Source organism: Paenibacillus sp. MT124, assembly GCF_058792755.1.
In genome coordinates this window covers 2,277,502-2,303,759 of the sequence record NZ_CM179500.1, presented here as the reverse complement: position 1 = coordinate 2,303,759, position 26,258 = coordinate 2,277,502, and the positions used below count along the sequence as shown (strand labels likewise).

The 26,258-nt window shown below is 46.9% G+C and carries 22 protein-coding genes; 8 read left to right on the top strand and 14 right to left on the bottom strand.

Going from position 1 to position 26,258, the window contains the following annotated elements; all coding sequences use genetic code 11:
• Window positions 1-138: 138 nt before the first annotated feature.
• From AC3RCI_RS10700 to rpiA, 11 genes are all read right to left on the bottom strand, one after another.
• Window positions 139-3,306 carry an MMPL family transporter gene (locus AC3RCI_RS10700; RefSeq protein WP_492528924.1) on the bottom strand — a complete coding sequence of 1,056 codons (3,168 nt, stop codon included), beginning with the start codon at window positions 3,304-3,306 and terminating at the stop codon, window positions 139-141.
• On the bottom strand, window positions 3,303-3,761 hold the full coding sequence (locus AC3RCI_RS10695) for a MarR family winged helix-turn-helix transcriptional regulator (RefSeq protein ID WP_127536322.1): 459 nt from the start codon (window positions 3,759-3,761) through the stop codon (window positions 3,303-3,305). Before AC3RCI_RS10695 ends, AC3RCI_RS10700 begins: the two co-directional genes overlap by 4 nt.
• 228 nt (window positions 3,762-3,989) lie before the next feature.
• Window positions 3,990-4,427, bottom strand: coding sequence for a GNAT family N-acetyltransferase (locus tag AC3RCI_RS10690; protein WP_492528922.1), 438 nt, complete (start codon window positions 4,425-4,427; stop codon window positions 3,990-3,992).
• 65 nt (window positions 4,428-4,492) lie between these two features.
• Window positions 4,493-5,479: an N-acetylglucosamine kinase gene (locus AC3RCI_RS10685; RefSeq protein WP_492528920.1), complete on the bottom strand. Its 987-nt coding sequence runs from the start codon at window positions 5,477-5,479 to the stop codon at window positions 4,493-4,495.
• A 106-nt stretch (window positions 5,480-5,585) separates the two neighbouring features.
• A complete protein-coding gene (locus AC3RCI_RS10680) occupies window positions 5,586-6,299 on the bottom strand; it encodes a class I SAM-dependent methyltransferase (protein WP_492528918.1) in 714 nt (237 codons plus the stop codon).
• A 21-nt stretch (window positions 6,300-6,320) separates the two neighbouring features.
• Entirely contained in the window at window positions 6,321-6,671 is a 351-nt protein-coding gene (locus AC3RCI_RS10675; protein WP_492528916.1) for a hypothetical protein, read from the bottom strand.
• A 53-nt stretch (window positions 6,672-6,724) separates the two neighbouring features.
• Complete coding sequence (locus tag AC3RCI_RS10670; protein WP_492528914.1) at window positions 6,725-7,678, bottom strand: alpha/beta hydrolase; 954 nt, start codon at window positions 7,676-7,678, stop codon at window positions 6,725-6,727.
• Window positions 7,679-7,809: 131 nt separating this feature from the next.
• The gene (locus AC3RCI_RS10665; protein WP_492528912.1) at window positions 7,810-9,516 is read right to left on the bottom strand and encodes a hybrid sensor histidine kinase/response regulator; all 1,707 of its coding nucleotides are present in this window, start codon (window positions 9,514-9,516) and stop codon (window positions 7,810-7,812) included.
• Between the two features lie 14 nt (window positions 9,517-9,530).
• The gene (locus AC3RCI_RS10660) at window positions 9,531-10,619 is read right to left on the bottom strand and encodes a cobalamin B12-binding domain-containing protein (RefSeq protein WP_336779581.1); all 1,089 of its coding nucleotides are present in this window, start codon (window positions 10,617-10,619) and stop codon (window positions 9,531-9,533) included.
• A gap of 241 nt (window positions 10,620-10,860) precedes the next feature.
• The gene (locus AC3RCI_RS10655; protein ID WP_336779580.1) at window positions 10,861-11,322 is read right to left on the bottom strand and encodes a MarR family winged helix-turn-helix transcriptional regulator; all 462 of its coding nucleotides are present in this window, start codon (window positions 11,320-11,322) and stop codon (window positions 10,861-10,863) included.
• A 145-nt stretch (window positions 11,323-11,467) separates the two neighbouring features.
• Window positions 11,468-12,139 carry a ribose-5-phosphate isomerase RpiA gene (rpiA, locus tag AC3RCI_RS10650; protein WP_336779579.1) on the bottom strand — a complete coding sequence of 224 codons (672 nt, stop codon included), beginning with the start codon at window positions 12,137-12,139 and terminating at the stop codon, window positions 11,468-11,470.
• A gap of 665 nt (window positions 12,140-12,804) precedes the next feature.
• Here rpiA and AC3RCI_RS10645 point away from each other — a divergent pair.
• Both AC3RCI_RS10645 and AC3RCI_RS10640 read left to right on the top strand, forming a co-directional pair.
• Window positions 12,805-14,547, top strand: coding sequence for a methyl-accepting chemotaxis protein (locus AC3RCI_RS10645; RefSeq protein WP_336780219.1), 1,743 nt, complete (start codon window positions 12,805-12,807; stop codon window positions 14,545-14,547).
• A gap of 50 nt (window positions 14,548-14,597) precedes the next feature.
• Window positions 14,598-18,311 carry a non-ribosomal peptide synthetase family protein gene (locus tag AC3RCI_RS10640; RefSeq protein ID WP_492528910.1) on the top strand — a complete coding sequence of 1,238 codons (3,714 nt, stop codon included), beginning with the start codon at window positions 14,598-14,600 and terminating at the stop codon, window positions 18,309-18,311.
• 71 nt (window positions 18,312-18,382) lie between these two features.
• Here AC3RCI_RS10640 and AC3RCI_RS10635 read toward each other — a convergent pair whose 3' ends face one another.
• Together AC3RCI_RS10635 and AC3RCI_RS10630 are read right to left on the bottom strand one after the other, a co-directional pair.
• Window positions 18,383-19,003: a TraX family protein gene (locus tag AC3RCI_RS10635; RefSeq protein WP_492528908.1), complete on the bottom strand. Its 621-nt coding sequence runs from the start codon at window positions 19,001-19,003 to the stop codon at window positions 18,383-18,385.
• 57 nt (window positions 19,004-19,060) lie between these two features.
• Window positions 19,061-19,528: a GNAT family N-acetyltransferase gene (locus AC3RCI_RS10630; RefSeq protein ID WP_492528906.1), complete on the bottom strand. Its 468-nt coding sequence runs from the start codon at window positions 19,526-19,528 to the stop codon at window positions 19,061-19,063.
• Window positions 19,529-19,724: 196 nt separating this feature from the next.
• Here AC3RCI_RS10630 and AC3RCI_RS10625 point away from each other — a divergent pair, with 196 nt between their 5' ends.
• The 4 genes from AC3RCI_RS10625 to AC3RCI_RS10610 are packed head-to-tail and all read left to right on the top strand — an operon-like array spanning window position 19,725 to window position 23,683.
• Entirely contained in the window at window positions 19,725-21,173 is a 1,449-nt protein-coding gene (locus AC3RCI_RS10625) for a spore germination protein (protein ID WP_336779575.1), read from the top strand.
• A complete protein-coding gene (locus tag AC3RCI_RS10620) occupies window positions 21,170-22,318 on the top strand; it encodes a Ger(x)C family spore germination protein (RefSeq protein ID WP_492528904.1) in 1,149 nt (382 codons plus the stop codon). The genes AC3RCI_RS10625 and AC3RCI_RS10620 overlap by 4 nt, the downstream gene beginning before the upstream one ends.
• Before the next feature lie 44 nt (window positions 22,319-22,362).
• Window positions 22,363-22,569 carry a hypothetical protein gene (locus AC3RCI_RS10615; RefSeq protein WP_336779573.1) on the top strand — a complete coding sequence of 69 codons (207 nt, stop codon included), beginning with the start codon at window positions 22,363-22,365 and terminating at the stop codon, window positions 22,567-22,569.
• 13 nt (window positions 22,570-22,582) lie between these two features.
• Window positions 22,583-23,683, top strand: coding sequence for a GerAB/ArcD/ProY family transporter (locus AC3RCI_RS10610; protein WP_492474279.1), 1,101 nt, complete (start codon window positions 22,583-22,585; stop codon window positions 23,681-23,683).
• 44 nt (window positions 23,684-23,727) lie between these two features.
• Here the strand turns inward: AC3RCI_RS10610 and fucU are convergent, their stop codons facing one another.
• The gene (gene fucU, locus AC3RCI_RS10605) at window positions 23,728-24,201 is read right to left on the bottom strand and encodes an L-fucose mutarotase (protein WP_127536339.1); all 474 of its coding nucleotides are present in this window, start codon (window positions 24,199-24,201) and stop codon (window positions 23,728-23,730) included.
• Window positions 24,202-24,451: 250 nt separating this feature from the next.
• Between fucU and AC3RCI_RS10600 the strand changes: the two genes are divergently transcribed.
• Window positions 24,452-24,874, top strand: coding sequence for a MarR family winged helix-turn-helix transcriptional regulator (locus AC3RCI_RS10600; RefSeq protein ID WP_095358757.1), 423 nt, complete (start codon window positions 24,452-24,454; stop codon window positions 24,872-24,874).
• Between the two features lie 33 nt (window positions 24,875-24,907).
• Window positions 24,908-26,206, top strand: a complete 1,299-nt coding sequence (locus AC3RCI_RS10595) for an MFS transporter (RefSeq protein WP_127536341.1) — start codon at window positions 24,908-24,910, stop codon at window positions 26,204-26,206.
• Window positions 26,207-26,258: the final 52 nt, after the last annotated feature.

Genomic DNA, 26,258 nt, shown 5'->3' with positions numbered 1-26,258 from the left:
CTATATGAAAGAACCGAAGACAAGGCGCGGGATGGTGTCCGTAGGCGCACACCTTTATTTTTTCGACATGCACATATCCTCTCAAAATGAAAAGCCCTACGAAAATATTCATATTTCGTAGGGGCGATATGATTTCAGCTACATGCTCATCGTACGGTCCGAATCCGCCGAATCACTCTGATCCTTATTAGGGAAAGGCCACCAGTTGGCCCGGCCGAACATCTTCACCATGACAGGCACGAAGAACGGCAGGAACAGCAATGAATACAGGACCAAGCCACTAAGAACAACGGTAGCAATCTGCATCATGGAGAGAACTCCGGATGGATACATAGCAGCAAAAGTTCCGCTCAGAATAACGGCGGCCGACAGAATGACCGTACCCATGTTTTTCATGGCATACAGCATTGCATCCTGAACTTTCATGCCTTTATTTTCATTGAATCGATCCATCAGGAAGATACTGTAATCCACACCAAGCGCTATCAGCATTACGAATCCGAAGAATGGCGTAACCCAGCTGATGCCCGCAAAACCAAGGATATTCACGAATATCGCCTCGGTTAGAGCCATGGATGTGAAATAGGCCAGCAGCAGGGAAACGATCAAATATAGCGGCATGATCACGGATCTCAGAAGCAGGACTAGAACAATAAATGTGCCTGCAAGCATGAGCATAACCGTGCGTGTGTAGTCGTTGTTGGAGATCTCCTGTAAATCAGCAAACGTGCTGGTTACCCCGCCAACAGCAATGTCTGCTTTTTCCAGCGCACTACCCTGTACAGCACGGTGAACCGCAGCTTCAATATCCGGTACACGATCAATCGCTTCAATACCATACGGATTTTCAGCGAAAATAACATCTATCGTCATGGTCTTCCGATCCTGGGACAGATACGTATCGAATACCTGTGCGAAGTCTTTGTTGCTCAATGCTTCTTCAGGTACATACCAGCCGGCCAGATCAGAATCCGGTGAATTCTGCAGCTGTGTCAGATAATCCTGTGCAGAATCAAGACCACCGGACACCTGCGCAATTCCATCCACACTCTGATTCAGGCCATCCGTTAATTGGGTCAGCTGACCACTCAGGTCCGAGAAGCCTTGGCTAATTTTCTCCTGACCACCCTGAAGCTGGCTGAGTCCATCCTGGATGGAAGGAATCTCGCTGATCACTTTACCTTGACCATCTGCTGCCTGCTTCAGCCCGGCTTCAAGCTGTCCTATGCCCGTTACAATCTGACCCAGTCCACTAGCCAGAGCCTGTTGTCCAGATGCAGCGGAAGCGAAGCCTTCGTTAGCCTGGTTGATCCCTGCAGCAGCTTGACTCAGATTGCTTTGAATCTGTCCTAGTGCCTGTGCGAGTTGAGCTGTGCCTGTTCCCGTTTCCCCAAGTGTACCTTTGACCCGCAGATAGTCTGCGTCCTGCAGCAGCTCAGGGTATTTTTCTTCAAGCGCTGCAAATGATTCATTCAGACTGGTCAGCGCAGTAGATATGCCTGTGAGCTGCTGCTGAATTTCGCCGGTACCCTCGCCAAGCTCAGCTACACCTGCACCAGCCTGACGGTAAGCTTCAAGCAGCTGATTACTCGCCTGAGCCAGCTGGTCAGCACTTGTTTTCGCCTGCTGCAGCCCTGCTTGCAAATCACCAGCACCGGCCGAGCCGTCACGAATTCCTTGCTCAATCTGCTGAAGACCTTCGGACAACTGGCTAATTCCCGTTTGCAGCTGGGACGTACCTTTGCTCAGTTCTCCGGCACCATTTGCAGCTTCTTTGATCTGAGGTTCGTTCTTGCTTAATTGACTGCTGGCTTCGCTAAGACCATCACGAATTTTATCCAGACCCGTCTTGCCTTCACCGAGTCCGTCCGATAAAGTCCCCACTTGCTGAGTGACTTCGAAATCCTTGATCTCGTCACCCGTCGGACGCGTCATGCTGCGTATCCCGGAGATTCCCGGCACCTTCTCCACTTCGCGACTGATTTTCTCGGCTACGGCCATATATTTGGCATTGTCCATCGGTTCATCATTTTGGATCACAATCTGACCCGGCAGGGACTCACCCGGACCAAAGCTTTCCGAGATAATGTTGAACGCTTTTACCGAATCATACTTCTCACCAATCTCATCCAAGCTGTTAAACGATAATTTCCCATCGTACGTGGCCAGAAGCGGCACGCAGACAGCTGCAACAATAAGCAGCGCAGCCCATGGACGTTTTAGCGAGAAGCGACCCGCTGCTCCATAGATCTTGCTCTCCGCATGTTCGAGTGAACCTTTGGAAGGCCAGAACAGCTTCTTGCCCAGCACCGCCATGAAGAACGGAACAATGGTAACCAGCGCGAGCATCATTACGGCAATGCCGACTGCGACTGCCACTGCGGAACGGTACAGCATAAACTGCGCAAAACCGATGGCGACAAAACCAACCAGCACGGCAAGAGCAGAGAAGAATACCGTTTTGCCTGCTGTCCGATAGGTTGCAATAATCGCTTCCCACGTCGTTTCATGATGTGCTAATTCTTCCTTGAATCGGCTGATGAGCAGGATACAGTAATCGGTACCAATCCCGAACATGACGGCAACCATGAAAATCTGCGTAAAGGTCGAGATCGGGAAATCCACCCCATCGACCAGGAATGCAACAATCTGCTGCGATACAATATAGCTGATACCCACGGTAAGCAGAGGGACAAATGGAGCTACAAACGAACGGAATACAAGGAACAATATGAGCAAAATAAATACAACCGTAATATACTCCGATTTCTTGAGTCCCTCCTGGGAACTCTCTACCGTATCTTCATCGATTAATCCTTTACCGGTTATGTAGTGTTCCACATTGACCGAGTCCAGCGTTTTATTAAGATCCTCACGCATTTCCTTGACGGTACGATCTCCCTGATCGATAGACAGAGATGTCAGGATCGTCTTTCCATCAGCAGAGATCATTTTGTCTGACAATTCTGGCTGGGAGAAGGGCTCCAAGATGGACAAAATGCCGAGTTCTTCTTTCTTCGACTCCAGCTGCTTTACAGCCTTCTCAGCCTCTTGTTTTCCTACCGTACCCAAACCATCCGGATTATAAAAAACAAGTGCCAGCTGACTGCCCTGCTGTTCGCCTTTTTGTGCAGCAGCTTCATCGAGGATGGCAGCTGCCTGGGTGGATGAGTACCCTTCCGGGACCGAAAACTGTCCTTTTTCCCGAATCAGTTCACTCATGTTGGGGGCTGTGAACATCAATACAGCGGCTACAACAACCCATAACCCCATCAACCACCATCTTGCTTTCAGAATCGTTCTCATTCGCTCTCCTGTCCTCCCTCATTCGTTAGCAAGGTCGCCAACTTCTCAAAGGATTCAATAAAATTCTGTACTTCTTCCGGCTTAAAATGAACCAGGTACGGCTCAAGAAGCTGCTGTATTTCCCGTTCTGTCTCGCGATATACCTGACGGCCGGTATCTGTCAATGTCAGATATACCACTCTGCGATCCCGCTCATCTCCAGCCCGATGGACCAGATCCCGATCAACCAGCTTGTTAACCAATGCCGTGATGCTGCTTTTCCCGACGCAGAGGAGCTCTGACAGATCGGATGGTGTGCAGGATGGTTTCTCCTCAATCAAACGAAGAGCACAGAACTGGTCTGTTGTCATGGTCTGCCCCACCTTTTCACGGATTCGCGTATCAAACTGTTTGGATACCAGGAACGATGCATCCAGATAGCGGTTCACCAAACTTTTGGCATCCGGTGTATTCATGTTTATTCTCCTTTCTGACCTTTTTGTCCATATAGTTCACTTATCGAACTATTCTTCAATGAAACTATTCTATATTGAAACTATAATACAAAGCAATACTTTATTCCTGTTATTTTGTGTTTTCACGACAAAAAACAGGGCGTAAGGCTTAGCTCCCGGCCAAGTCACACGCCCTGTTTCTTGTTTTGTTACATTACGAAGCTCACCATGATTAAGGTGATCCATCATCTATTCTTCGATTGCATCCTCGTCTTTTTCCAGTACACAACGGAATCGTTCGACACCTGGATATAACTCACCCAGGCTGTATACGACAAAGCCAGTATTACGATAAAATTCCACAGCTTCCTGGTCCGTTTCCGCGATGAGCTTGTCCGGATTATACTTCTCCAGCAGCTGTGCAATCATGCCACGGCCATAGTTTTTGAAACGGTTCTCCGGTAATACCGCAATATGCTGGATGGTAATCTCGCTGTTTCCCGTTTTCTCATACCCAACCAAGCCGACCAACTGTCCCTCATCCTCATATCCATCCAGCAGAAGCTCGTCCTTAATCAAATATTGCTGCAGCGCATGACCGACTTGCTCCGGGTCCGGGAAAACCGAGTAGGACAGCAATTCCTGCACTTCCGGCTCCTGTATGCGTGATTTTAGATTAATCAACACTCTTATATTCCTCCTATGACTTGCTTAATTCCGTTATCGTATTGTAGTCGTTAGCCTGTCAAAGTTCAAGTCCCATACCCTTGTAACTGACTCTGAAGTGCAGCGGGGGTATCCTGATTCACCTGAATACCAGCCAATTGAAAAGCATCCAGGATTGCGCCGCCAACGGCTGGCAATTCGCTGGACATGTAATCGAACTCTCTACCTGTAGATGGATGGTTTTGACCTAACCCTTTCTGAACAGCAGCCTTCATATAAGATGAGGTCAGGCAGCTTCCAGTCAGTGTGTAAGAGACCTGTTGAGATTGAAAACAGCTTGCCAGCATAAGAATACCCACAACAGCGGTATCTGCTGCCGATTCACATACCCTCATCGCAAGTGGAATTTGCTGAGCGGCAGCTTCCGTCACCAAGGGTGCCATTTGGCTGAATTTGCGGTTCATCGCCTGTTTATCATCAGCAAACCCTGCGGCTCCAAGCGCTGCAAGCTCCGGCACGGAACGCACATTCCAATATGCAAGAATCTGTTCGACAAAGGGATGATCCGCTGGCTCATATCGGCCTGCCAGAACGGAATGCACCGTATCGTAGGACAGAAAACGCGCTGCCGTCGGAGCATAGTGCCCAAATTGATCGTTTCGGAGCCAGATTCCCTGCTCCGTCCTGCCAAGGATCAAAGACCCGGTGCCCCCAATTGCCACGATTCCAGGCCTACCGTTAAAGGCAGCTGTATGAGCAATATGTGTATCGTTTACGGCACTTCTCCTCCCAAGGATCCCCGTTTTGGCAAGAACACCCTCGGCCCAGGTGAATTCTTCTTCCCGGTCCAGACCTGCCATACCGGCTTGAATGGCAGCCACTTGTTCAGCCTTAATGCCAGCCTGCTCCAGCGCTTCCGCTATGCCTCCGAGCACATGCTGCTCAGCATTGGAATCGTGATAACGATTACAACCTCCCTTTTCCACATAGGACAACAGTTGCCCATCTCCATCGGCTACAGCCACTCTTGTATGACTTCCTCCACCATCTATGCCTATTACATATATATTCATTTGTATCCCCCACACTCTGATAGTAGACTGTATTCACGCCGTTTTCTTATGTCATAGAAAACAGAACTGCCGGGATGCATAGCCTCATACTTCCCGGCAGGTTCTGTTATTGCTTCTGTACGGCAAAACGAAGCAATTCGCAGCGGAACTGTGTCGGTTCATCGTACTTTTCTTCTTCGATGGTCTGAGTTACGTGTTCCTGAAGCAGGATATTCCATCCTGCATATGCCTCTTCAAGCAATTCGGTCGCCTTGGCTGTTGACAGATTTAATTCGATCAAAGGCTCAATTCGCCGTCCAGTGCTAATCTCCTGCTCCTCTACACTTGTACTCATCGTGATGCAATGAATTCCACCTGTGCGTGTGCCTGCCTGAAGACGACTTAGCGCTTCCAGAAAAGCATTTTCACCCGATACGTGCTCCAGGCAGGAGCACGCTGCAATAAAATCAAATGTATTGGGCCTGATATCGTAATGCTCCACGTCTGCTTTCACGGCTTTTACCATATGATCAACCTGATATTTCTTCGCATATTTCCGAAGTCCTTCAACGGCTTCGTCCAGCAGATCCACACCAATAACCTCGCTGTTCGTTTGCTGCAGACGCTGTGCAATTGGAATGGTGTGTCTCCCTACTCCGCATCCCAGATCAAGTACTCGCAGATCCGATTTGTGTGCAAGCAAACGTTCCAGCATCTCCATCACCATTGGCATCGGTCTAGCCATCCACGTTCCGGCTTCAAATAGTTCATTATTCTGATAAAAGTTCGAATGGTAACCTGCCTCCGCTTTGCGCGCGGCTTCGAATTGTTCTTTTCCCATGAATGGCACCCCCATAATAATCTAGAATTGGATTGTCAGCGTTCCTGAGATCGAAATTAGAATGATGGCCCAAATGATTAACACGAGCAGGGCACCTGTGACAAGCATCTTCCCGGTGTCCCTTTTGTAAAGATCGTCATTAAATAACATTACCCCACCAATAGCAATCGCTATCGGAGGAAGAAGAATCGCAATTAAAATTAGCAGACCTATGGAGTAACGATCCAATAAACCCTCCTCGTATTCTTCCATTTGTGTAGTCTCCGCAGGAACGGTTTTCATTTCAACGAGATTGCCACATGCTTTACATTTGAACTCGTCTTCTCCCATTTCCTGTTGACAGTAAGAACAAACTCTTCGTGATCGCGGCATGCTGCACCTCCTTGTTATAAGCACCTACTTTAACTACCCACGATATTAAAAATCTAATTCGCGCGCTGCATCATTACCTTGTTAAGGAAGGCATCAAGGACTTCCACATAACGCAATCGATCCACCTGAAAAGCTGTACCGTGCCCTGCACGGGGAATGGTCAGCAGCTCTTTTTCCGTAGGACAAGCTTCATAAAGCCGATACACCATCTCCGTCGGGACAAAGGTATCTGCCTCTCCATGAATAAATAGAACGGGAACCTGCACCTTGGCGAGCTGTTTGAGGGCCGATGCCTCCCCGAAGGAGTACCCTGCCTTCCATCTGGAGATCAGACTCGTCACAGGGATAAATGGAAAGGGCGGTAATTTGTACAATTGTTTAAGCTGAAACGTAAGCTCATCCTTCACCGATGTATAGGAGCAGTCTGACACGATGGCTTTTACCTGATCCGGCAGAGACTCTCCGCCTGTCATAAGAACCGTTGCACCGCCCATGGAGATGCCATGCAGCACAATGTCTGTCTGGTTGCCTACCTTGTTGATCACCCAATGGACCCAATCGACGTAATCCTTCCGATCCAGCCAGCCGAATCCGATGACGTCTCCTTCACTGTGACCATGAGCGCGATCATCAGGCATGAGTACGTTACAGCCTCTCTTCTCTACATAGTACCTTGCAAACCCAGCCATTTCTCTGCCTCTCCCGGAATACCCATGCGCCAGAATTACCGTCTGACTCGACTTCCCATTTGAAGCCAACCATATTCCCTGCAATTTCAACCCATCGTGAGACGTGATGCTTACCATTTCGCCATCCTGCATGTCCAACCACTCGAGGTCTGATGCACTGCTGATCAATTCATTATCCGGTTCAGGCATTAGATTCGGATTGTCGATTAGAAATGGTTTTGGCGCTCGGCGAATAGCTGTTTTGAAAAAGTATAGTCCTCCGATCCAAGTCGAAATAAGAATGACCAGAATTAGTGCGGTAATCCCGTATATTAACATGAATGCTTTTCTCTCCCTCTCAAGATCTTCTGCCCCTAACACAGTTAAGGATACATGTTCTTATGTACACTCGTTTTCGAACGAAAAAACAGGCTTGCTGCCCTAACTTATTTCGTTAAGACAGCAAACCCTTAAATGATGACTTTCTCCAAAGCTTCACAGGCCTCCTGATATGCTGGCATCAATTCACCCAGCAATGGCTCAGCCTTCCTCACTTGACCTGTTTTGGCAAGCTGTTCAATTCTGGCAAAAAGCGTTGAACAATATTCTATTCCGAGACTCAAGCTGCCGGACTTCAGATCATGGGCACATTCAGCAGCTGCAATATGGTCTCCGGAGACAACGTATCTCCGAAGCACTTCAATTTTGCCAGGTGTTTCGTTACGATACATGCCCAGCAGCATCTCAAGTATTGACTGCTCACCGTCGCTGTTCAATTCGCCAATCTCTTTGACTATGCTCATATTCAGCACTTCCCGAGGTTCCGAGGAATGCTGCCATTTTTGAATTACGTTTTTTAATGATTCCAGTGTAAACGGCTTGCCAATGAAATCATTCATTCCAGCTTCAAGACATTTTTCTTTCTCTCCATCCATGACGTTGCCTGTCATCGCAATAATCGGAATGGCATGACGCATTTCATCCTGCTCCATGGCTCTTATTTTGCGCGTTGCCTCAAGTCCATCCATAACCGGCATCATGTTATCCATCAGTATGATTCCATACCTCTTGCTAAGAAAGGCCGCAACAGCCTCTTCTCCGTTGGAAACCGAATCAACCTCGGTGATCCCAAGTTTCTTAAGCTGCATCAAAACAACCTGACGGTTAATCAGATTATCATCTGCGAGCAGGATTGGCCGAGAATAGGGTTCCTGTAGTAAGGCACCCGAATCATGTAATGTATCTTCTCCCGTCGGGATTGTGGTTTTTACATGTTGTGTCTTGCGTCCCATTGGAATTTCAAACCAAAATGTCGAGCCCTGGCCCTCTTGACTAATGACTCCAATCTGCCCCCCCATTAACCCCACAAGAGACTGGCATATGGATAACCCCAGGCCTGTTCCTTCATATTCCTTGGAACGGCCTTTTTCCGTTTGAACGTAGGGTTGGAACAAGGTTTTCTGATCTTCTTCGGCGATTCCGATTCCCGTATCCTTTACCTCAAATCGGATCCATTGAGAGTTCTCATCTTCCCGAACCAGGACAACTTGAATACATATTGATCCTTCTTTTGTAAATTTGTTGGCATTTTGAATCAGGTTCATCAAAACCTGTGTAATTCGTGTGGAGTCTCCCTCAAGAACCCCGGAAATTCGGGGATCACATTCCACGACCAGTTTGTTCCCATTTTGGATCACCTTGGGCTCCAGCAAACGAACGATGTAGTTAAACGTAGGCTCCAGTTCGACATCTCCCATTTCAAGACGCATCTGACCTGCTTCCAGTTTGGAAAAGTCCAGAAGGTCCTGAATCAGCTTCAGCAGAAGTCTCGCTGCTTCTTGAATCACTTGAACCGAATGCTGCTGTTCTTCGGACAGGGAAGAATGCTGCAGAAGTTCAGCCATGCCTAATATTCCATTTAAGGGTGTACGGAAATCATGGCTGATCACGGCTATAAATGAACTCTTGGATTCCCCTGCGGATACTGCTTCTTTCCGAGCTGCATCCAGACTTGCGTTATTTTTAGCAAGCAGACGCTGAAGCGTCACCAGTTCATTGTTCATTTCCGAGAATTCACCAAGAATTCGCTCTTCCTGTTCCTTACTGCGAATAATCTGATCAGATAAATGCTCAATCGTTTTACGCAGCTTTTCGATCTCTCCAGCTTCATTAGACATTGCGTCATTCCTCTCTATTCGCGAATCATACCAACGTTGCAGTTGGCAGATTGCTGAGCCAGCAGACTTTCTGCGACGGCAACAGCCTCATCAGCTCCGGGAGCATAACCATCTGCCCCAACGGTCCTCCATAACTCCGGATCAATGTTGAATGGATAACCTCCTACCATGATTTTCACATGCGAGGTAGCTGGGTGATTACGAATCATTTGGATAAGTTCTTTGGCAAGATGAAGATGAAATGTCATCGTTACTGAAATAGCCACCACATCTCCCTGATGGCGCTCGATCGCCTCAAGCAGGCTGCCATTCGGAACATTTGCCCCCAGATAATACGTATCCCAACCTTCCATCTCAAACACGTCAGCAAGCATACGCAAACCGATCTCATGCTGCTCACTGCCTACACAGGCTGCAACCAGCTTTTTCTGCTGTGGCTCATGGATCAACCAGCGGGGATACAGCCGGGAGATAATAGCCTGTGTGGCTGCCGTACAAAAGTGCTCCTGAGCGACACTGATCTGGCTAAGCTGCCACAAGCGGCCTATTTCATATTGAGTGGGTTGAAAAATATAACGATAAATATCACGAATGCTTGCTCCGCTTTCCAGCTCGGCTTCAATAATGCCAAAAGCTTCTTGGCGTCTGCTATCCAGAAGGGCCTGCAAATAAGATTTGGCAGCATGGCCATATGGAAAAGATTCGTTAACGAACCCTTGTGCTACGTCATGCTGCTGGGTTTGATAGATTCCCATTTCCAGATAATCTAGAACAAGTGACTTGGATGCATCATCAAACTCTTCTTCCAACGTCTCTTTAATTAGATTTAAATTAATGGCCAGATCATCCGCCGAAACGTGATAACCTGCCAGTAGCGTTTTGAGCCAAGATATATAATGAGTAAACAGGTTAGGACTCTTAACCAGAACGCTCTCAGCCAGATAATTCAAGCTATATTGTGAATCCTGTTGAGTCCGCATTCTGCCATTTTCACCAAAACGTTCAAGCAACTCAGGTTGCAGCGTATACTGCTTCTCCGTTATTTTATCAGCCAGCCCACCTGCTGCTTTCAGCAAGCGTTCCCCAGCTTCCTGATGGGTCATTACGTTATCCCTCCTCTTGCTGTGCAATCGTATCAACCATCATGAAATATCCACGATAAGAGTTAATTCGATTTCAATCAGCTATTGATCGGGAAATGCTTTTATTATTATACATGAACTCCAGGGAGAAACATTTCATTTGGAGCTGCATATTAGAACAATTTTCCTATATTATGAGCATTCCTGCAAGTCATCTAGCCAGTTCATGCCCCCTTTTTTACACAAAAAAAACCGGCCTGCGTTATGGACGCAAGTCGGTTTTTCCTTCAGCAGCTAGTCCTAGCTTCTTCAATAGGCGAATGGCATCCGCTTTTTCCGATGGATCTAAACCTTCCATCGCATCGATGATAACCTGATGATGTCCAGGGAATATTTGGGTGAATAGATTTCTTCCCTTTTCCGTCAATTCCGCGTAAATAACTCGGCGGTCTTCCTTGGATGCACGTCTAAACAGCAAATCCTTGTTTTGCAGCTTATCCACTACATAGGTTATATTCCCGCTGGACATTAGCACTTTCTCTCCGATTTTTTGCAAGGCTTGCGGGCCCTTATGATATAACAAATCCAGTACCCCGAATTCTGTCGTATTCAGTCCATGACTCTGGATGTCACGATTGGACCTTGATGTAACAGAATTATATGCTCGGGCGAGAACCACGAATAATTGTAAAGATAGTTCCCGATTGTCCTCCGTATTCGGCATTTCCATAATCCTCCGTCAATGGTTTGCAAATTCAGGCTGCGCTTCGATGCCAAGCAGCGTTTTCATCCCTCACACAGCACTTCTCTAAACAAGTCATTACAATCAATAAGCTAAACACATGTATCCTAGGGTCATCTGATCGATCTTAGGAACGATGGCGCTCATCAATACTACCGTCATCTTTGGCCAGAATCACCGTATCGGCCATGTTAACGAACAAACCGTTATCGACTACGCCTGGCAGCATGTTGAGTTGTACATTGAGCTCAGCCACGTTGACGATGGATTCCATCCGGCAATCCGCAATCAGGTTTCCGTTGTCCGTAAGGTAGCGCTCATCTTCATTCATACGCCATTCTGGTCGGCAGCCCAGCTTCTCCAGCGCCTGGAAGGTCCATTCCGATGCAAAAGGAACCACTTCTACCGGCAGTGGAAACTGACCCAATTGTTGAACCGCCTTGCTCCCATCAGCAACTATGATGAGTTTATCACTGTTAGCCGCCACGATTTTTTCACGGAGAAGAGCTCCGCCGCCGCCCTTGATCAGATTGAAATCAGGATCGACCTCATCTGCACCATCAATCGTAATATCCAGCCTTCCAATCTGGTCGAATGGGATGATCGGAATTCCCCACTCGCGAGCCAGCTTGTCCGAAGCTTCCGAAGTCGCCACAGCCTGGATTTGCAGCCCCTCGCGTACACGCTCTCCCAGTCTGCATATCGCAAAATATGCCGTCGAGCCTGTTCCGAGTCCAACCTTCATGCCGTCTTGAATGTATTCTGCCGCCCGCTCTGCTGCAATTTTTTTCAGATTCATCTAAAATAAACCCCCGCCTGCTTATGATTTGAAAAATGCACACTGTCTTTATTATAGATAAAACCGCTTCCGATGTATATCCATGCCGAATGCCATGCAGCAGGAAATTTGATCTAATGACAAATCCCGGATTTCTCCATTTCCTGCTATGTAAGTTTATAGTTAGTTAAAATGGTATAAGAAATCTGCATACTCCGTTCTCCTTAACAGACAAAAGGCTGTTCCTGCTCATTACAATAATTTTCAAGTCTGAAGTCATTCTTAAGTTTTAAAGGTGTTTTTTGTATCATCCTGTTATAAAATAAAGACGGGGACTAGAAAATGGAAATTCCTCCAAATAAACAGTTCTAAATACCTATGTAATAAGTGGTATGTCCGCAAATATGTAAATTATTAAAAAAGTTTTAACGAAACTATTCAATTTAACCACATTTCATACGACATATTAAGTATAGATGTGTTTTAATAATTAGACACCTATGGATTATGAGGTACAAAAGTCTCTGCATTAAGACCGCGAACCCAAGACCATGGTCGCATACATAAGCTCTGGAGGGGGATCAACAAATGACTTGATTGGCTGCATTCATGCAAGCAAATAAAAGGTTTGTTAATTACAAGAAGATCAGGAGTGGAATTTAGTGAAATCACTTAGTTGGAAAAGCATGTCCTTTTTCTCGAAAAACTTATTACTTTCATTCACCAACATCATTATTATCGGGGTTGCACTTATTGCGAGCAGCTATTACTTCCAAAAGACGGTTCTCGTAGACCAGCTGCATGGACAAGTAGAACAAATCACTAAAAAGTGGGCAGAGGGAATCAACCCAGCCGATGTAGAGGCAGCTATTGCGGAAGGCAGCTATGATGGAAAAGTGCAAACCCAGTTGCGTGCTTATTTCGATGAAATGCATCAGTACTACCCGAATATCGCCCAAGCTTATATCTTTGGTGTAGAGCTAGGCGGAGATACGAAAAGAGAAACTTCCCTCGTAGCCATGCCGACCAATCTGAGAGAATCATTCCAGAGCGATAATGTTAATATTGGCGACATGTATGAACAACCTGTTGTTGTAGCTAATGCACTAAAAGAAATGCTTAATACGGACCGTCCAACCTTTACGACTTTCTATTCAGATGATTTTGGCACATGGACAACCATCGCTTATCCGATCAAGGATAGCAACGGCAAAATCTTCTCTTACTTTGCAGTCGACGCAGATGCAACAGCAGTTCCTGCCGGACTGAAAACACTGCTTAAAAACGGTATCATCATTCTGGTTGCTTTCCTTCTGTTGTTCCTGATTATCCAATACCTAGTAGTTAAAAATACGCTATCCCCAATTCGTCACCTGATCAAAGGTATCGATGACGTTAGCCGGGGTAATTTGAATGTCAATATTCCGACAGGTAAAGACGACCTCGGACTTGTAAACGAAAAGTTCAACACGATGGTTCGCAAAATCAATGACACAATCGTTAAAGTGCAAGTCACCTCTCAAGAGGTTAACCAATCTGCCAAAGAGCTGTATGAGGTATCTGAGAAAAACAGCGAGAACGCCGATTCCATCAACAGCAATGTAACGCAAATCACTTCCAACATCCGTGGACAGGAACAGGCGAGTCTCGATAGTGCCCGTGCCATGGCCGAAATGGCGACTGTCATTCAAACGATTGCCAGCAGTTCCGCTAATGTAGCAGATGAAGCTTATGAAATGGAACGCCGTTCCCAACAGGGTAACACGGTTGTACGCCAAGTGTCTCAGCAAATGACACTCATTACGGAATCCGTGAAGAATACGGCTTCAGCAATCCAGGTTCTGGAGAGTCGTTCACAGGAAATCGGAGATATCCTGAACATCATCTCCGGCATTTCCAGCCAAACCAACCTGCTTGCGTTGAATGCATCCATTGAGGCAGCTCGTGTTGGTGAAGAGGGCCGAGGATTTGCCGTTGTTGCTGGTGAAGTTCGTAAGCTTGCGGAACAATCCGAACAATCCACAAGCCAGATCGCCGTATTGATTGACGAGATTCAAACCGAGATCAAACAAGCTGTCCGCGCAATGGAAAAAGGTACGGCAGAAGTCGATACCGGACTTGACGTTGCAGATCAGACAGGAAAGTTGTTTGAAGATATTCTGGAAGCTGCGAAGAAAGTATCGAATCAGATTCAGGAAGTTTCCAGTGCTACAGAAGAAATCTCTGCAAGTACTGAGGAAATGACTGCTACCGCAGATGATCTGTCTGCCAGCGTTAGCAAAACAGCAGAAAGCAGTGAGCGTATTGCCGCTTCCGTCGATGACCAGAAGGCTTCCCTGTCTACCCTTGTTGATTCCTCCACCCGTTTGAACAGCATGTCCGAGGAATTACAGGAATTGATCTCTCACTTTAATGTAAGCAAGTCCTAAACAACAACGATAAAACGAAACGAACGTTATAATTAAGGAGGAAAATAGACGTGATCGATCATCACTCTTCATCTTCCCAGACAGTGGAATCTGAGTTGCCAGTTCTCCAGATTCCACTGGATTTTGGGCGCCGTCAACAATCATTTTCGTATGAATCAGCTCATATACAGCTGCAGCCAACACAGAGCCGTGAACTCACTCAGAAATATGGCTCAACGTCGATTTATAACGCGCTCCTGTCGGCATATGCTGCCTTGTTGTTCCGGTTATCAGGAGAACAGGAATTAGGCATTGGCACGCTTGATCCGGATCGTTCTGCATCAGTTCTGCTGCTGCAGGTACATGGCAAGATGAGCTTCCGTGAGCTAATTCGTCAAATTACCCTTTTGCAAGAAAAAGAAGATTCGGTGCAGCCGGGTGCTTACCCGGAAACCTTGTTTATGTTTAATAGTGTTCAGCTTCCTCAGGCTCCGCAGGTGCTCAATTGGAGTATCCGCGAGGAGCAGAATGTATACACTCTCGACTTGTTCTTTGATGCATCCCTTCTGAAAGAAGCAACCGTGCTGAGATACGCTGAGTACTATCAAACCCTGCTTCTCTCCATGCTTCGGAATGAAGACGTGGCCATTGGCTCCGTCGATATTTTGTCCGCCTCTGACCGGACGTTGTACCGCGAGATGAATGATACCTGTGTGACTGAACCTGAGCATCAGACCATTCATGGCTGGTTTGAAGCTACGGCTGCCGAGTATCCCGATTCGCCCGCAATCACGTCCCCATTTGGCCGGTATAGCTACAGAGAATTGAACGAACGTGCCAATCAAGTCGCACGCGTACTGTTATCCAACGGCCTGCAAAAGGGTGAGTTCGTCAGCATCTTCATGGAACGTAGTCTGGAAACGATCATTTCCCTGCTCGGCATTCTGAAGGCAGGCGGTGTTTACGTTCCGATTGACCCTGAACATCCACAGGAGCGCAATAGTTATATCGTGGAAGATACGGCTTCTTCTTTTGTTTTAACCAAGGAGTCCTCTCTAGCGGAAGCTTCACGGTTATTCTCGGTTATTCCTACCGTACGTCAAATTCTGGCTGTGGATGGACGCCTGGCCGGATTTGCAGCAAGTAATCCTAATCTGGATATTCAGGCAGACGATCTCGCTTACATCATCTACACCTCCGGATCCACAGGCAAACCCAAAGGCGCACTCGTTGCCCATCGCGGGGTTGTCAACCTTGGAAGTGTCGTGCAGCGCGATTGTGACATTCAAGCCGGGGACGTTTTGACTCAGTTTGCTACATACAGCTTCGATGCTTCCGTCTGGGATACGATTGGTGCACTGTTCTATGGAGCGGAATTGTACCTGTTATCTGCCGAGGAACGTGTATCTGTAGAGGAGTTCGCCACGGCAATCGAGCGCACAGGCACAACGATTATTACGATCCTGCCTACGATCTTCTTTAACCAGCTTGCATCCTATCTGTCAGACGAAGGGTTCCATAAGCTGGCCAAGGTTAAAATTATTACTGTTGCGGGCGAAGCCCTCTACGGAGAACAGGTTCGCGCCTTCCAGCGCAAATTTGGTAACCAGATCGATATCGTCAATGTGTACGGGCCTACCGAATGTACTGTGGCGACAACGACACACCGGATCAGTGAACAGGTACCGGATCATGTGGCTAACATTCCGATTGGTAAACCGATTCATAACTACAAAGTGTATATCGTCAATGAAGAGCAGCAGCTCTGTCCTGTAGGCGTGCCTGGTGAAGTATATATTGCTACCCCTGCACTGGCGAAAGGATACTTGAATCAACCAGAACGTACAGAGCAAGCCTTCATTGATAATCCTTTTGCACTCGATGAAAAAATCTACAAATCCGGTGATATTGCCAAGCTGCTTGATACCGGTTTGCTGGAATACGTCGGACGTAGTGATTCACAGTTGAAGATCCGGGGTCATCGGATTGAAATTGGTGAGATTGAGGATCATTTTGCTCGCCTTGAAGGAATTCAGGATGCTGTGGTCATTCCCAAGAAAGAATCGGACGGCCAGAACATGCTTGTGGGATATTTCACTTCCAAGGATGGCACCACTCTATCGGTAGATCATATCAAAGCCCAACTGGCAGACAAGCTTCCATCCTATTTTGTACCGAAATGGATCTGTCAGCTTGATGAAATGCCTATCGCACCTACCGGCAAAATTCACCGGAAAGCGATGGTATCTCTACCAAACGAGGAAAGACATGAGAATCGGCCGAATCGGATCATGCCTGAGACAGAGACCGAGGCGATTATATTCAATGCGTGGAAAGAAATTCTCGGACATAGCGACTTTGGAATCGAAGACAGCTTCTTTACGATCGGTGGCGACTCCTTACGAGTAATCCATGTCCTGGTTATTCTGAAGCCGCACTATCCACAGCTGAAGATTGCCGACTTCTTTGCAGAGAAAACCATTCGTTCCCTGGCACTTCGGGTACAGTCACTTGCGCAGATTACTGAGCAAACTGCCCCATCCGGTGAGCAAACTGGCGTAATGACGCAGCTGGCAGAGCATCCGGTCGAATTGGCATCCCAACTGGGCTACCCTGAGATTCTTAAGCCGGAGCATGTTCTGCTAACAGGCGCTACAGGTTACCTTGGTTCACATGTGCTGCAGCAGCTCCTTCTTCATTCGGATGTGACAATCCATACGCTTGTTCGTCGTCCGTCTGACGGTAACACAGCCATGCAGCGTTTAAGCAAGGTTATGGAGGGATATTTCGGGCCTGAGATCAGTGCACTTCTCGCTTCACGTGTGGAGATTATCGAGGGAGATCTGGAGAAGCCTAACCTCGATTTAACCGCTGAGCAAACCAGTAAGGTACAAGCCCGGATTGATCGTGTCATTCACTGTGCGGCAGACGTAAGACACTTTGGAGATGCTGAACAGTTTGCCAAAACCAATGTAGAGGGTACGGTAGCCCTGCTGAATCTGGTTCGCAGCAAACCCGGCGCTTCCTTCCATCATGTCTCGACCATGGGCATACCGGAAGATCTGGCGCTCAGTGGACAATGGGAATCATCCCTTCAGTATGACCGTTTTCCGGCAGATCTGCATGTAGAGAACCTGTACTCTGACAGCAAACTTGAAGCGGAGAAAGTACTGATGATTGCAGCAGAGGAAGGTGTACCGGTAAGTATCTACCGTGCGGGTAACCTGACATGTCATTCGGAAACGGGACGCTTCCAGTCCAACATCGACAGCAATGCCTTCTACCGGATGATCAAAGCGATGCTCCTTCTCGGCAAAGCTCCTGCTGCCGAATGGTTGGTTGATTTCACACCGATCGATTATGCAAGCCAGGCTATCGTGCATTTGGCTCTGCGTGATGACACGGCTGGACGGGTATTCCACATTTGTAATCCCGAGTCGATCCGTTACGATCGTTTGATTGCTTCCATCAATCGTGCGGGATATGAAGTCGAAACGCTGCCTTTTGATGAATATACCAGCTGGTTATTCGATTCATCCATCAGCAAGGATCCAGAGGCCCTGCAGCTCGCCATTGCCCAATTGGAAGGTGACGGTGCGAAGGATTCAGCCTACGTTTATGCCTGCCCGGTAACAACAGCGTATGTAGAGCCAGCCGGAATTCACTGTGCAAAAGCAGATGACTCATTCATCTCCAGCATGCTGCAATATGCCGTTAACATTGGATATTTCCCTGCTGCTAGTCAGCCGCAGCTTGACTCTTCCACATCTCATATTGCGGAGTAGAACGATTCATTTATAAAAAAACAAACAAGCCACCTGGTCGTCACTTCTGACAGCCAGGTGGCTTGTTTGTTTTATGTCCAGCGTATTATAGCAATAATGGCAAGATGAGCCGGGTAAAAATAACGCCAGATCCACCTTGGTCCTTTCAAACGAAAACCTGCACCGTAATACTGCGCAATGGCTATGCCCAACGTAGCCACTACGCTGTACATTTGGACTGAACTGCTGTAGAGCTGGATATAAAGAGCCGTTAACAAAACATGCCCCAGCACCAGTACGGGTCCCTGGAAGTACCGGAATAACAGTACTAGCAGCAGTCCATACATGCCATAATCCATGGCCGTTATCTCCATAATTATGCCTGCCCCAACAACAATCGGGATACCCAGTAATCGGTTCGGCAGTTTGTCCAGTACCAGCAAAACCAGCAGGGACGACAACAGGGTCCATACGACGTTTAATGACAAGTGATTAAATGCCGCCATGAAAGGGACTTGGGAGAGCATAGCGATCCAAAAAAGACGCCAGATGTATTTTTGTACATTACGTGTATGCTTATACCCGATATAGACAGCAAATGCATATATGGGAAAAGCAATCCGCCCAATGATCCTCAGTTCCTCAACCTGCGGATAAAAGACAGCACCTATGTGATCGATCAGCATCGTGATCATGGCAATCCACTGCATCATTTTGCGTTCATCCCTCCCCGATCTATCTCTACTTCGAGTAAACCTATTCCAGGTTAGTTACACATTACGTTCATAATACAGGAAGTGATCGTCTTTCGCATACCCCTCTGATTCATATAATGCCTGTGCCTGTGTATTGTTAATTGCTGTGGATAAGGTTATTCGAATCGCCCCTGTCTCGCTAGCGAAGGTATGTGCAGCCTGTATCAACTTGCGAGCTATACCTTGCTTGCGGTGGTCCTTATGTACAAATAAATCGTTTAGCACCCATATGGACCCCATGGACACTGAACTGAAGCTTGGATACAACTGAACAAACCCGGCAATATTTCCTGGACCAGGTTCCGTTTTGGAATCCGATTCTGCCATCCATATCACAGATTCATCCTTGCTCAAACGCTCCTGAATGTACTTAATGGCCCTCTCCGTATCAGAAACCTGGTTGTAAAACATTCTGTACTGGTTAAATAATTCACCTATTTGCTGGGCATCATCAAACCCTGCCCGTCTAACCTGGTACATCATTTGTTTCTTCCTCCCTTAACCACGGAATGATTTTTTATATACTCTATTTATTTTAAGGCAATCACAACCATCTACCATTCATCAAGTGCATCAAAGTTTGCAATCGTTGTCTAAGAAGAATAATTTAAGTCAACCTATGCAAACTATACTCTTAAGCCTGGACTTATTCGAAGTCGCAGTTAAAGGAGTGCTTATTATGGACACGGAGACAATTCTCGATCAGCTCAAACGGCGCCTTACCGGAATCTCCGATATCGTCTATCAACCTTTGCAATTAGGCCCTGTGGGCGGTTTTCTCATTTATATTCAGTCCATCGTAGATACAGTGACAATGCGAGAAGCCATTATCAAACCGCTGCTCGAAAAGGTATCACATCATGTAGTGGAGCCTCTCTTTTTATCACATGTCATCAGCGGCGAGTTTTTCTCACTGGAATCCAACCGTTCCGATTCCGTAGAACAGTTGGTAGACGACATTGTTTCAGGTAAAGCAGCCTTGTATCTGGAGGGCTTATCAGGCATGCTTTCCTTTTCCGTACAAGATTATCAAAAACGCTCTGTTCCAGAATCCACAAATGAGGTTGTCGTCGTCGGTCCTCAAGAAGCCTTTATAGAGGATATTAATGTAAACATGTCGCTGCTTCGACACAAAATCAAACATCCTGACTTCAAATTAGTCAAGTTCACCATCGGCAAATACACCAAAACAGAAGTTTATGTCGTATACATCGAAGGACTATGCAAACCGGATATTCTTGAAAATGTGTTGAACAGTCTTGACGAAATTGACATGGACAGCAGTTTGGGAGTTAGCTATCTGTCCGAGTTTTTGGAAGATCATCCCCTCTCTCCTTTTCCGCAATATCAGTACACCGAAAGGCCGGATACTGTCGCTGCTGCTTTGGTAGAGGGACGCATCGGAGTGATGCAGGACGGGACACCTTTCTCCCTGCTGCTTCCCGTTACCTTCTTTTCCTTGATGCAGTCTTCGGAAGATTACTACCAGCGCTTTCATTCTGCTTCGTTCATTCGGATCATCCGGCTGCTTTTTTCGATTATCGCCTTTTTACTGCCTTCCATTTATGTTGCCGTGACGACCTTTCACCCGGAAATCATACCGACCAATCTGCTGATTACAATTGCTGCCGCAAGGGAGAACATCCCTTTTCCGGCATTAATTGAAGCCATCATCATGGAAATTACCTTCGAAGGATTGCGCGAAGCAGGCATACGGATCCCAAAACCTTTAGGCCAAACCGTTTCCATTATCGGAGGAATCGTTATTGGCCAAGCCGCCGTACAAGCTGGTATCGTCTCTGCTCCGCTGGTCATCGTTGTATCCATTACAGGCATTGCCGCGTTCATTATCCCACACTTCGAGCTGGGCCTTGCCTTTCGGCTGCTTCGTTTTCCGGTTCTACTCATGGGTGGAACGTTAGGATTATTCGGTGTGGTCATTTCCATCTATCTGATTTACTGGTATATGGTAAGCCTGCGTTCTTTTGGCGTTCCTTACATGCAGCCGTTTGCCCCACTGGTGCTTCGGGATTTCAAAGATACTTTTGTACGGGTTCCCTGGTTTGGGATGAAAAAAAGAACCAAAGCCTACGCTGCGGATAATGAAACGAGGCAAAAGACACCATGAGTGCCCGCCATATGTGTGTTAAGAGTGGACTGGTATTACTTTGCTTCGTCCTTTGCACCGGATGCTGGTCCAAAGTAGAGATCAACGAGAGAACCTTCATCACAGCCATGTACATCGACAAGGGCGAGAAGCCAGGCGATATTGAGTTAACGCTCAGCATGCCTCTTCCCAATCGGCTTGCACCCGATGGCGGCGGATCAAGTAAATCCCCTTATGCCATCGTTTCTGCCAACGCACCGACGATAGCAGATGCACTGGAAAGAATACAGACCGATTTAACGCGCAAAATCTCTTGGGGTCATACACGGGTGGTCGTTTTTGGCGAAGCCTATGCCAAGGAAGGGATTCAAGATACGCTGGCATGGATAGCACGTGAACCTCTGTTTCACCTAAGCAGCTACATCATGGTTGCCAAAGGCAAAGCCAAGGATGTCTCCGACCTTACGCCTGTGTTTGAAGAAACTCCTAGTGACGTGCTGCGTGAGTTTTCCACAGAAGAAAACCTGTTAAAGACTCAGGTGCTTAACGTCTTTGCAGCAGATAAAATGAATCAGGGATTTGCATCCCCAATCTTGACTGTCCATCAACGTCATATGGCAAGTGAAGAAGGCAAGTTAAAAAAGTGGGTGAGCCAATCTGGCGGTGCACTGTTCAAACAAATGAAAATGGTTGCCTCGCTCTCTGACGAGGAAGCCCGTGCGGTTGCCTGGGCAGAGCGAAACCTCGACTCCTTGAGCATATCCGTCAAAACAAAAAAAGAAAAAGCAAGCATGACGATCTATGACATGCATTCAGTCGTTCACGTTCGATTAGAACGAGGTGAGCCGATTTTCGACATTAAACTGGAGGGGAAGGCTGAACTCAACTCGGTCATTCCTGTGCTTAAAGCAAAAGATATCGTGGCAGTGAGGGATATTGAGCAGGCCGCCGGCGAAAAAGTAAGCGCTCAGCTGAGAAGTGCAATCCAGACTGGAAAGAACAAAGGGGCTGATATTCTGAGACTCGGATACAGACTGGAATGGCGATATCCTGAAATGTGGAAAACGCTTCGGCCAAAGTGGATCAATTATGTGAAGAACGATTTGCAGTACCAGGTCACTACTGACATCAATATTCAATTCGTAGGATCGGAGTCCAGCTTCTAACCAGATTGAAAGCTGTTTACCGTCCAACTGCCCAGGAGGATATCATGATAGCGGTACTACTATTTGCAGGACTTTACTTCTTGGACTGGTCTTCGATTCGCTCCAGCAATAAGAAAATGAAAGCCGGTTACTTCGTCTTGCTGTTTTGCTATCTCATATGGAATACACTGGCGGTGAGCTGGCCTGGATGGCCAACTCCCAACGACATGATCCTTCAGGTCTTTGGCTGGGCTGACCGAATATCCCAATAAGGAGGGGATTCCCTTGAACCATCTCACTGCCGGACAAGCCTATCGCTTCATGTTTGTTTACCTGTATTCAGAGCCAGTCGCCTTTCTCTTACAGCGATTATTTAAAATGAGCGGGTATCAGGGCTGGCTGTCCACCATTGGAGGATTCACCATTAGCCTGATCTTTCTTCTGTCTACTTACAAGTTGGGCTCACTTCATCCGGATAAGCCCTGGATTTCATTTGGAGACAAAATTGTCGGCAAATATGTGCACCAAATTTATGTTGGGCTGATCGCCATGCTGTGTATTTACTTGCTATCTATCGATGTGGAAAACTTTCTTGTGTTTCTTCAATCGATGTACCTTCCCGAAACGCCGATCTGGTTAACGGCAGGTATAACCATATTGTGTGTTTGTCTGTCCGCTCGTTCCGGATTAATCACGATTGTGTTTATGTCAGAAGGTATTTTTGTTGTACAGCTAATCACCTCAACCTTTCTGATACCGACTGTAGGAGGCGGTGGAAACCCGGGAATATTAATGTCTATGCTGACCCACCATGACCCGTCCGAAATCCTGTTCGGCTCCCTCTCAACCATGCCGTGGTTTTCGGAGTGGATGTTGTTCCTGTTTCTTGCACCTGCAATCGTATTCAGGCGCCCCCTGCTCAAGAGTATGTTTTTTGCTGGAGCCACCGTCGTTATATTCATCATTTTCTTTTGGATGTTCACGATCATGAATTTTGGGCCATATGTAGCTGCAAGCCTGCGGTATCCTTTGCTGGAGATGATCCGATTCGCCCGTTATGGAGACTTTCTGGATAATCTGGATCCTGTCTTGATTGCCATCTGGTCCACGACCATGTTTACCCGCAGCTCTTTTCTTCTGTATGTCGCCTCGGTATGCCTTTCCAGATTATTTGGCGTTGAACGGCAGAAATCCTTCGTTTATTTGCTTGGTGGAACAGCCGCAGCCATGGTGCTTCAATATGCAAAAGACGCCGCCTCCTATGAACTCGCTATCCGTTCCTATGCGGTACCTGTATTTACCTTGACCATTGAATCGATGCCCATTGTGTATGTGGCTGTACATTGGCTTCGTGGCCTAAAAATAAAAAAGGCGAACAGAGCTTAAGCAGCTCCATCGCCATGTCTATCGTCTAAATGCATCAATGAAAATCACTTTAATTCCATACGTTGATTTTGCGGATCAGGATTTACATCAGGGAAAATGACCCCTTTTTTCAAGATGAGATTGGCATACTGGGCACGCTCACCGGTAGCAACGATGGCATAGGCACGAGAAGCCCTCTCATAGAACGAAAATCGTTCTTCTTGGTCGAAGGCGTCTGTGATGCCTTCATGCTCCAAGATCAGCCTGCGGTAATCCTCCCATATGATCGGAACAACCTGATCCCCCTCTACAACCTGCATGACGGCTGCAGGCCGTTCTGCATACGTATCAAGTGGATACAACCTCAAAATGGCCTCCAGTAACTCTACGGTTCCCAGCGCATCACAACGGATGAGATGCCTGGCATGGCTGGCTGCAGGGAAATTGCCATCTGCAAGCACCAATTCGTCCCCATGCCCCATCTCGGACATAATCTTAAGCAGTTCTGGAGAAATTATTGCAGGAATGTTTTTCAGCATACTCAGCTCTCCTTGTTAGCTCCACACATCGAATGGAGCAGAATAACCTTCGGTATTCCAAGATGACATCCTTAACTTTCCACCTATGCAGTTCACTTCCATTCTATCAGGATACTCTATCTTCGCACAATCCAATTTGAAAGTGGTTTATTCCAATTTGCTTTGACAAAATTGGTTGCATCACATATAGTTGTTATAACAAGTAATTCGTTTGAAGATGATTTATAGGAAAGTGAGGAACTTCGTTCGTATGGACTATTCGCTAGAGCAATCTGTCGGATTTATGCTGGGCTTCACATATCGCAAAGCCGCTGCTTTACTCGCGACCCGTTTTAAACCTTACGATATAACAACCGAGCAATTCTCTGTTCTGTTCAATATCGATAAGGGAGAAGGCGTGAACCAAAAGGAAGTTGCGAGTCGCGTTCTGAAGGATCAACCCACCACTGCACGCATTATTGATCTACTCGAGAAAAAGGGATGGGTTGAACGTCGGACCAGTGAACAGGATCGCAGAGCTTATCTCCTCTATCTGACTGCGGAAGGAAAAGCGTTGATCGATATTCTGGTTCCCATTGAAAGAGAAATGAATAAAGAACTTGCTGAAGGTATACCCGAAGACCAGATGGAAGCATTTAAACATACTCTTTCCCTCATCAATCGCAACTTGTAATGAACCGAACATCTCAAGGGGGAATGAATTCATATGAAAGACCGTTCTACACAGGTTAAACTTTGGACCACCGATTTTATTTTGCTCATGCTCTGTAACTTCCTTCTTTTCCTACAGCTGCATATGATTGTTTCTCCTCTTCCTTCCTACGTACAGGAACGATTCCACGCGAATGCTTTTGAAGTCAGCTTATTCACCTGTCTGTTTGCACTTAGTGCAATTGCTGCTCGCCTATACTCAGCCAAAGCACTCGAAAAAGGCCTACGCAATGCCATGATCTACATCGGCCTGTCCGTAGCCCTTCTTGCTACGCTCGGGTATTATTTTGCTGCCGGTATAGCTGTTCTGCTGCTGCTGCGCATGATTTTTGGTGTTGGTTTCGGAATGAGCAGTACTGCGTTCCCAACCATGGCATCTGACATCATTCCGGTTAAACGTATGGGAGAAGGTATGGGCTATTTCGGGTTATCTACCAGTCTTGCCATGTCTATGGGTCCCATTATCGGGGTTACGCTGCTGCAGGGTTCAGGATTCGTAACACTTATGCTGTGTACAGCCGCCGTGATCGTCGTCATCTATCCACTCAGTTATTCATTAACACGTAAGAAAGCTGCACGTTCACATGCTGGTTCACCTCAAACTTCAGCTGGGCCCGCAGCGAACGTTTCCGGAACGAAGGAGAAAATTCCTTTTAATCGAAAATTAATCTTGCCCAGTGTGCTGAATTGTTTGTTATCGATCACCTATGGTGGACTTGTCGGATTCATTGTGTTATATGGCAAAGAGGCCAATCTGGCCAACCCTGCTTTATTTTTCTTGTTTAACGCGTTAGCTGTACTGCTAGTCAGACCGTTTGCAGGCAGATTGTATGACAGCAAGGGACCCAAAGCGCTGCTTATTCCTGGAGCGATTTTTGTGGCGATCGGACTGACTATCCTTTCTTTTGCAACGTCCATGCCGATTTTATTTGTCGCAGCATTTATATACGGCATTGGATATGGTTCCATGCAATCGTCACTGCAGACCTGGATGATTCAGATTGTAGCGCCAACCCAGCGCGGGATGGCGAATGGCATGTTCTTGAATACACTTGATTTGGGGATCGCTACGGGTGCTCTGCTGCTTGGTGCTATCGCCTCGATGACAAGCTACACGGACATGTACCGGTATTCTGTCATCTTCATGATTGTGTTCCTGCTGATCTATCTTATCCAAGGTAAACGTAGTGGAACTTTCGCAGTCACCGTCCATCCGTTACTTGCCCATACACATATATCGGGCACGGATTCAGACTCCAAAGAGTCCAGTTCCACCACATCCGCTGAAAAATAAAAAATTTTCGTCATAAATAAAAAACGCGTTTGCCGGCTGAGAATGATGTTCT

What these genes read in the sequence shown, in the direction of transcription:
- AC3RCI_RS10630 (WP_492528906.1), bottom strand. Translation starts at nt 19,528, where the DNA reads ATGATGTACCAGGTTAGACGGGCAGGGTTTGATGATGCCCAGCAAATA.
- AC3RCI_RS10635 (WP_492528908.1), bottom strand. Translation starts at nt 19,003, where the DNA reads ATGATGCAGTGGATTGCCATGATCACGATGCTGATCGATCACATAGGT.
- rpiA (WP_336779579.1), bottom strand. Translation starts at nt 12,139, where the DNA reads ATGAATCTGAAAAAAATTGCAGCAGAGCGGGCGGCAGAATACATTCAA.
- AC3RCI_RS10665 (WP_492528912.1), bottom strand. Translation starts at nt 9,516, where the DNA reads ATGTCTAATGAAGCTGGAGAGATCGAAAAGCTGCGTAAAACGATTGAG.
- AC3RCI_RS10685 (WP_492528920.1), bottom strand. Translation starts at nt 5,479, where the DNA reads ATGAATATATATGTAATAGGCATAGATGGTGGAGGAAGTCATACAAGA.
- AC3RCI_RS10675 (WP_492528916.1), bottom strand. Translation starts at nt 6,671, where the DNA reads ATGCCGCGATCACGAAGAGTTTGTTCTTACTGTCAACAGGAAATGGGA.
- AC3RCI_RS10670 (WP_492528914.1), bottom strand. Translation starts at nt 7,678, where the DNA reads ATGTTAATATACGGGATTACCGCACTAATTCTGGTCATTCTTATTTCG.
- AC3RCI_RS10695 (WP_127536322.1), bottom strand. Translation starts at nt 3,761, where the DNA reads ATGAATACACCGGATGCCAAAAGTTTGGTGAACCGCTATCTGGATGCA.
- AC3RCI_RS10700 (WP_492528924.1), bottom strand. Translation starts at nt 3,306, where the DNA reads ATGAGAACGATTCTGAAAGCAAGATGGTGGTTGATGGGGTTATGGGTT.
- AC3RCI_RS10660 (WP_336779581.1), bottom strand. Translation starts at nt 10,619, where the DNA reads ATGACCCATCAGGAAGCTGGGGAACGCTTGCTGAAAGCAGCAGGTGGG.
- AC3RCI_RS10625 (WP_336779575.1), top strand. Translation starts at nt 19,725, where the DNA reads ATGGACACGGAGACAATTCTCGATCAGCTCAAACGGCGCCTTACCGGA.
- AC3RCI_RS10595 (WP_127536341.1), top strand. Translation starts at nt 24,908, where the DNA reads ATGAAAGACCGTTCTACACAGGTTAAACTTTGGACCACCGATTTTATT.
- AC3RCI_RS10600 (WP_095358757.1), top strand. Translation starts at nt 24,452, where the DNA reads ATGGACTATTCGCTAGAGCAATCTGTCGGATTTATGCTGGGCTTCACA.
- AC3RCI_RS10645 (WP_336780219.1), top strand. Translation starts at nt 12,805, where the DNA reads ATGTCCTTTTTCTCGAAAAACTTATTACTTTCATTCACCAACATCATT.
- fucU (WP_127536339.1), bottom strand. Translation starts at nt 24,201, where the DNA reads ATGCTGAAAAACATTCCTGCAATAATTTCTCCAGAACTGCTTAAGATT.
- AC3RCI_RS10680 (WP_492528918.1), bottom strand. Translation starts at nt 6,299, where the DNA reads ATGGGAAAAGAACAATTCGAAGCCGCGCGCAAAGCGGAGGCAGGTTAC.
- AC3RCI_RS10620 (WP_492528904.1), top strand. Translation starts at nt 21,170, where the DNA reads ATGAGTGCCCGCCATATGTGTGTTAAGAGTGGACTGGTATTACTTTGC.
- AC3RCI_RS10615 (WP_336779573.1), top strand. Translation starts at nt 22,363, where the DNA reads ATGATAGCGGTACTACTATTTGCAGGACTTTACTTCTTGGACTGGTCT.
- AC3RCI_RS10655 (WP_336779580.1), bottom strand. Translation starts at nt 11,322, where the DNA reads ATGCCGAATACGGAGGACAATCGGGAACTATCTTTACAATTATTCGTG.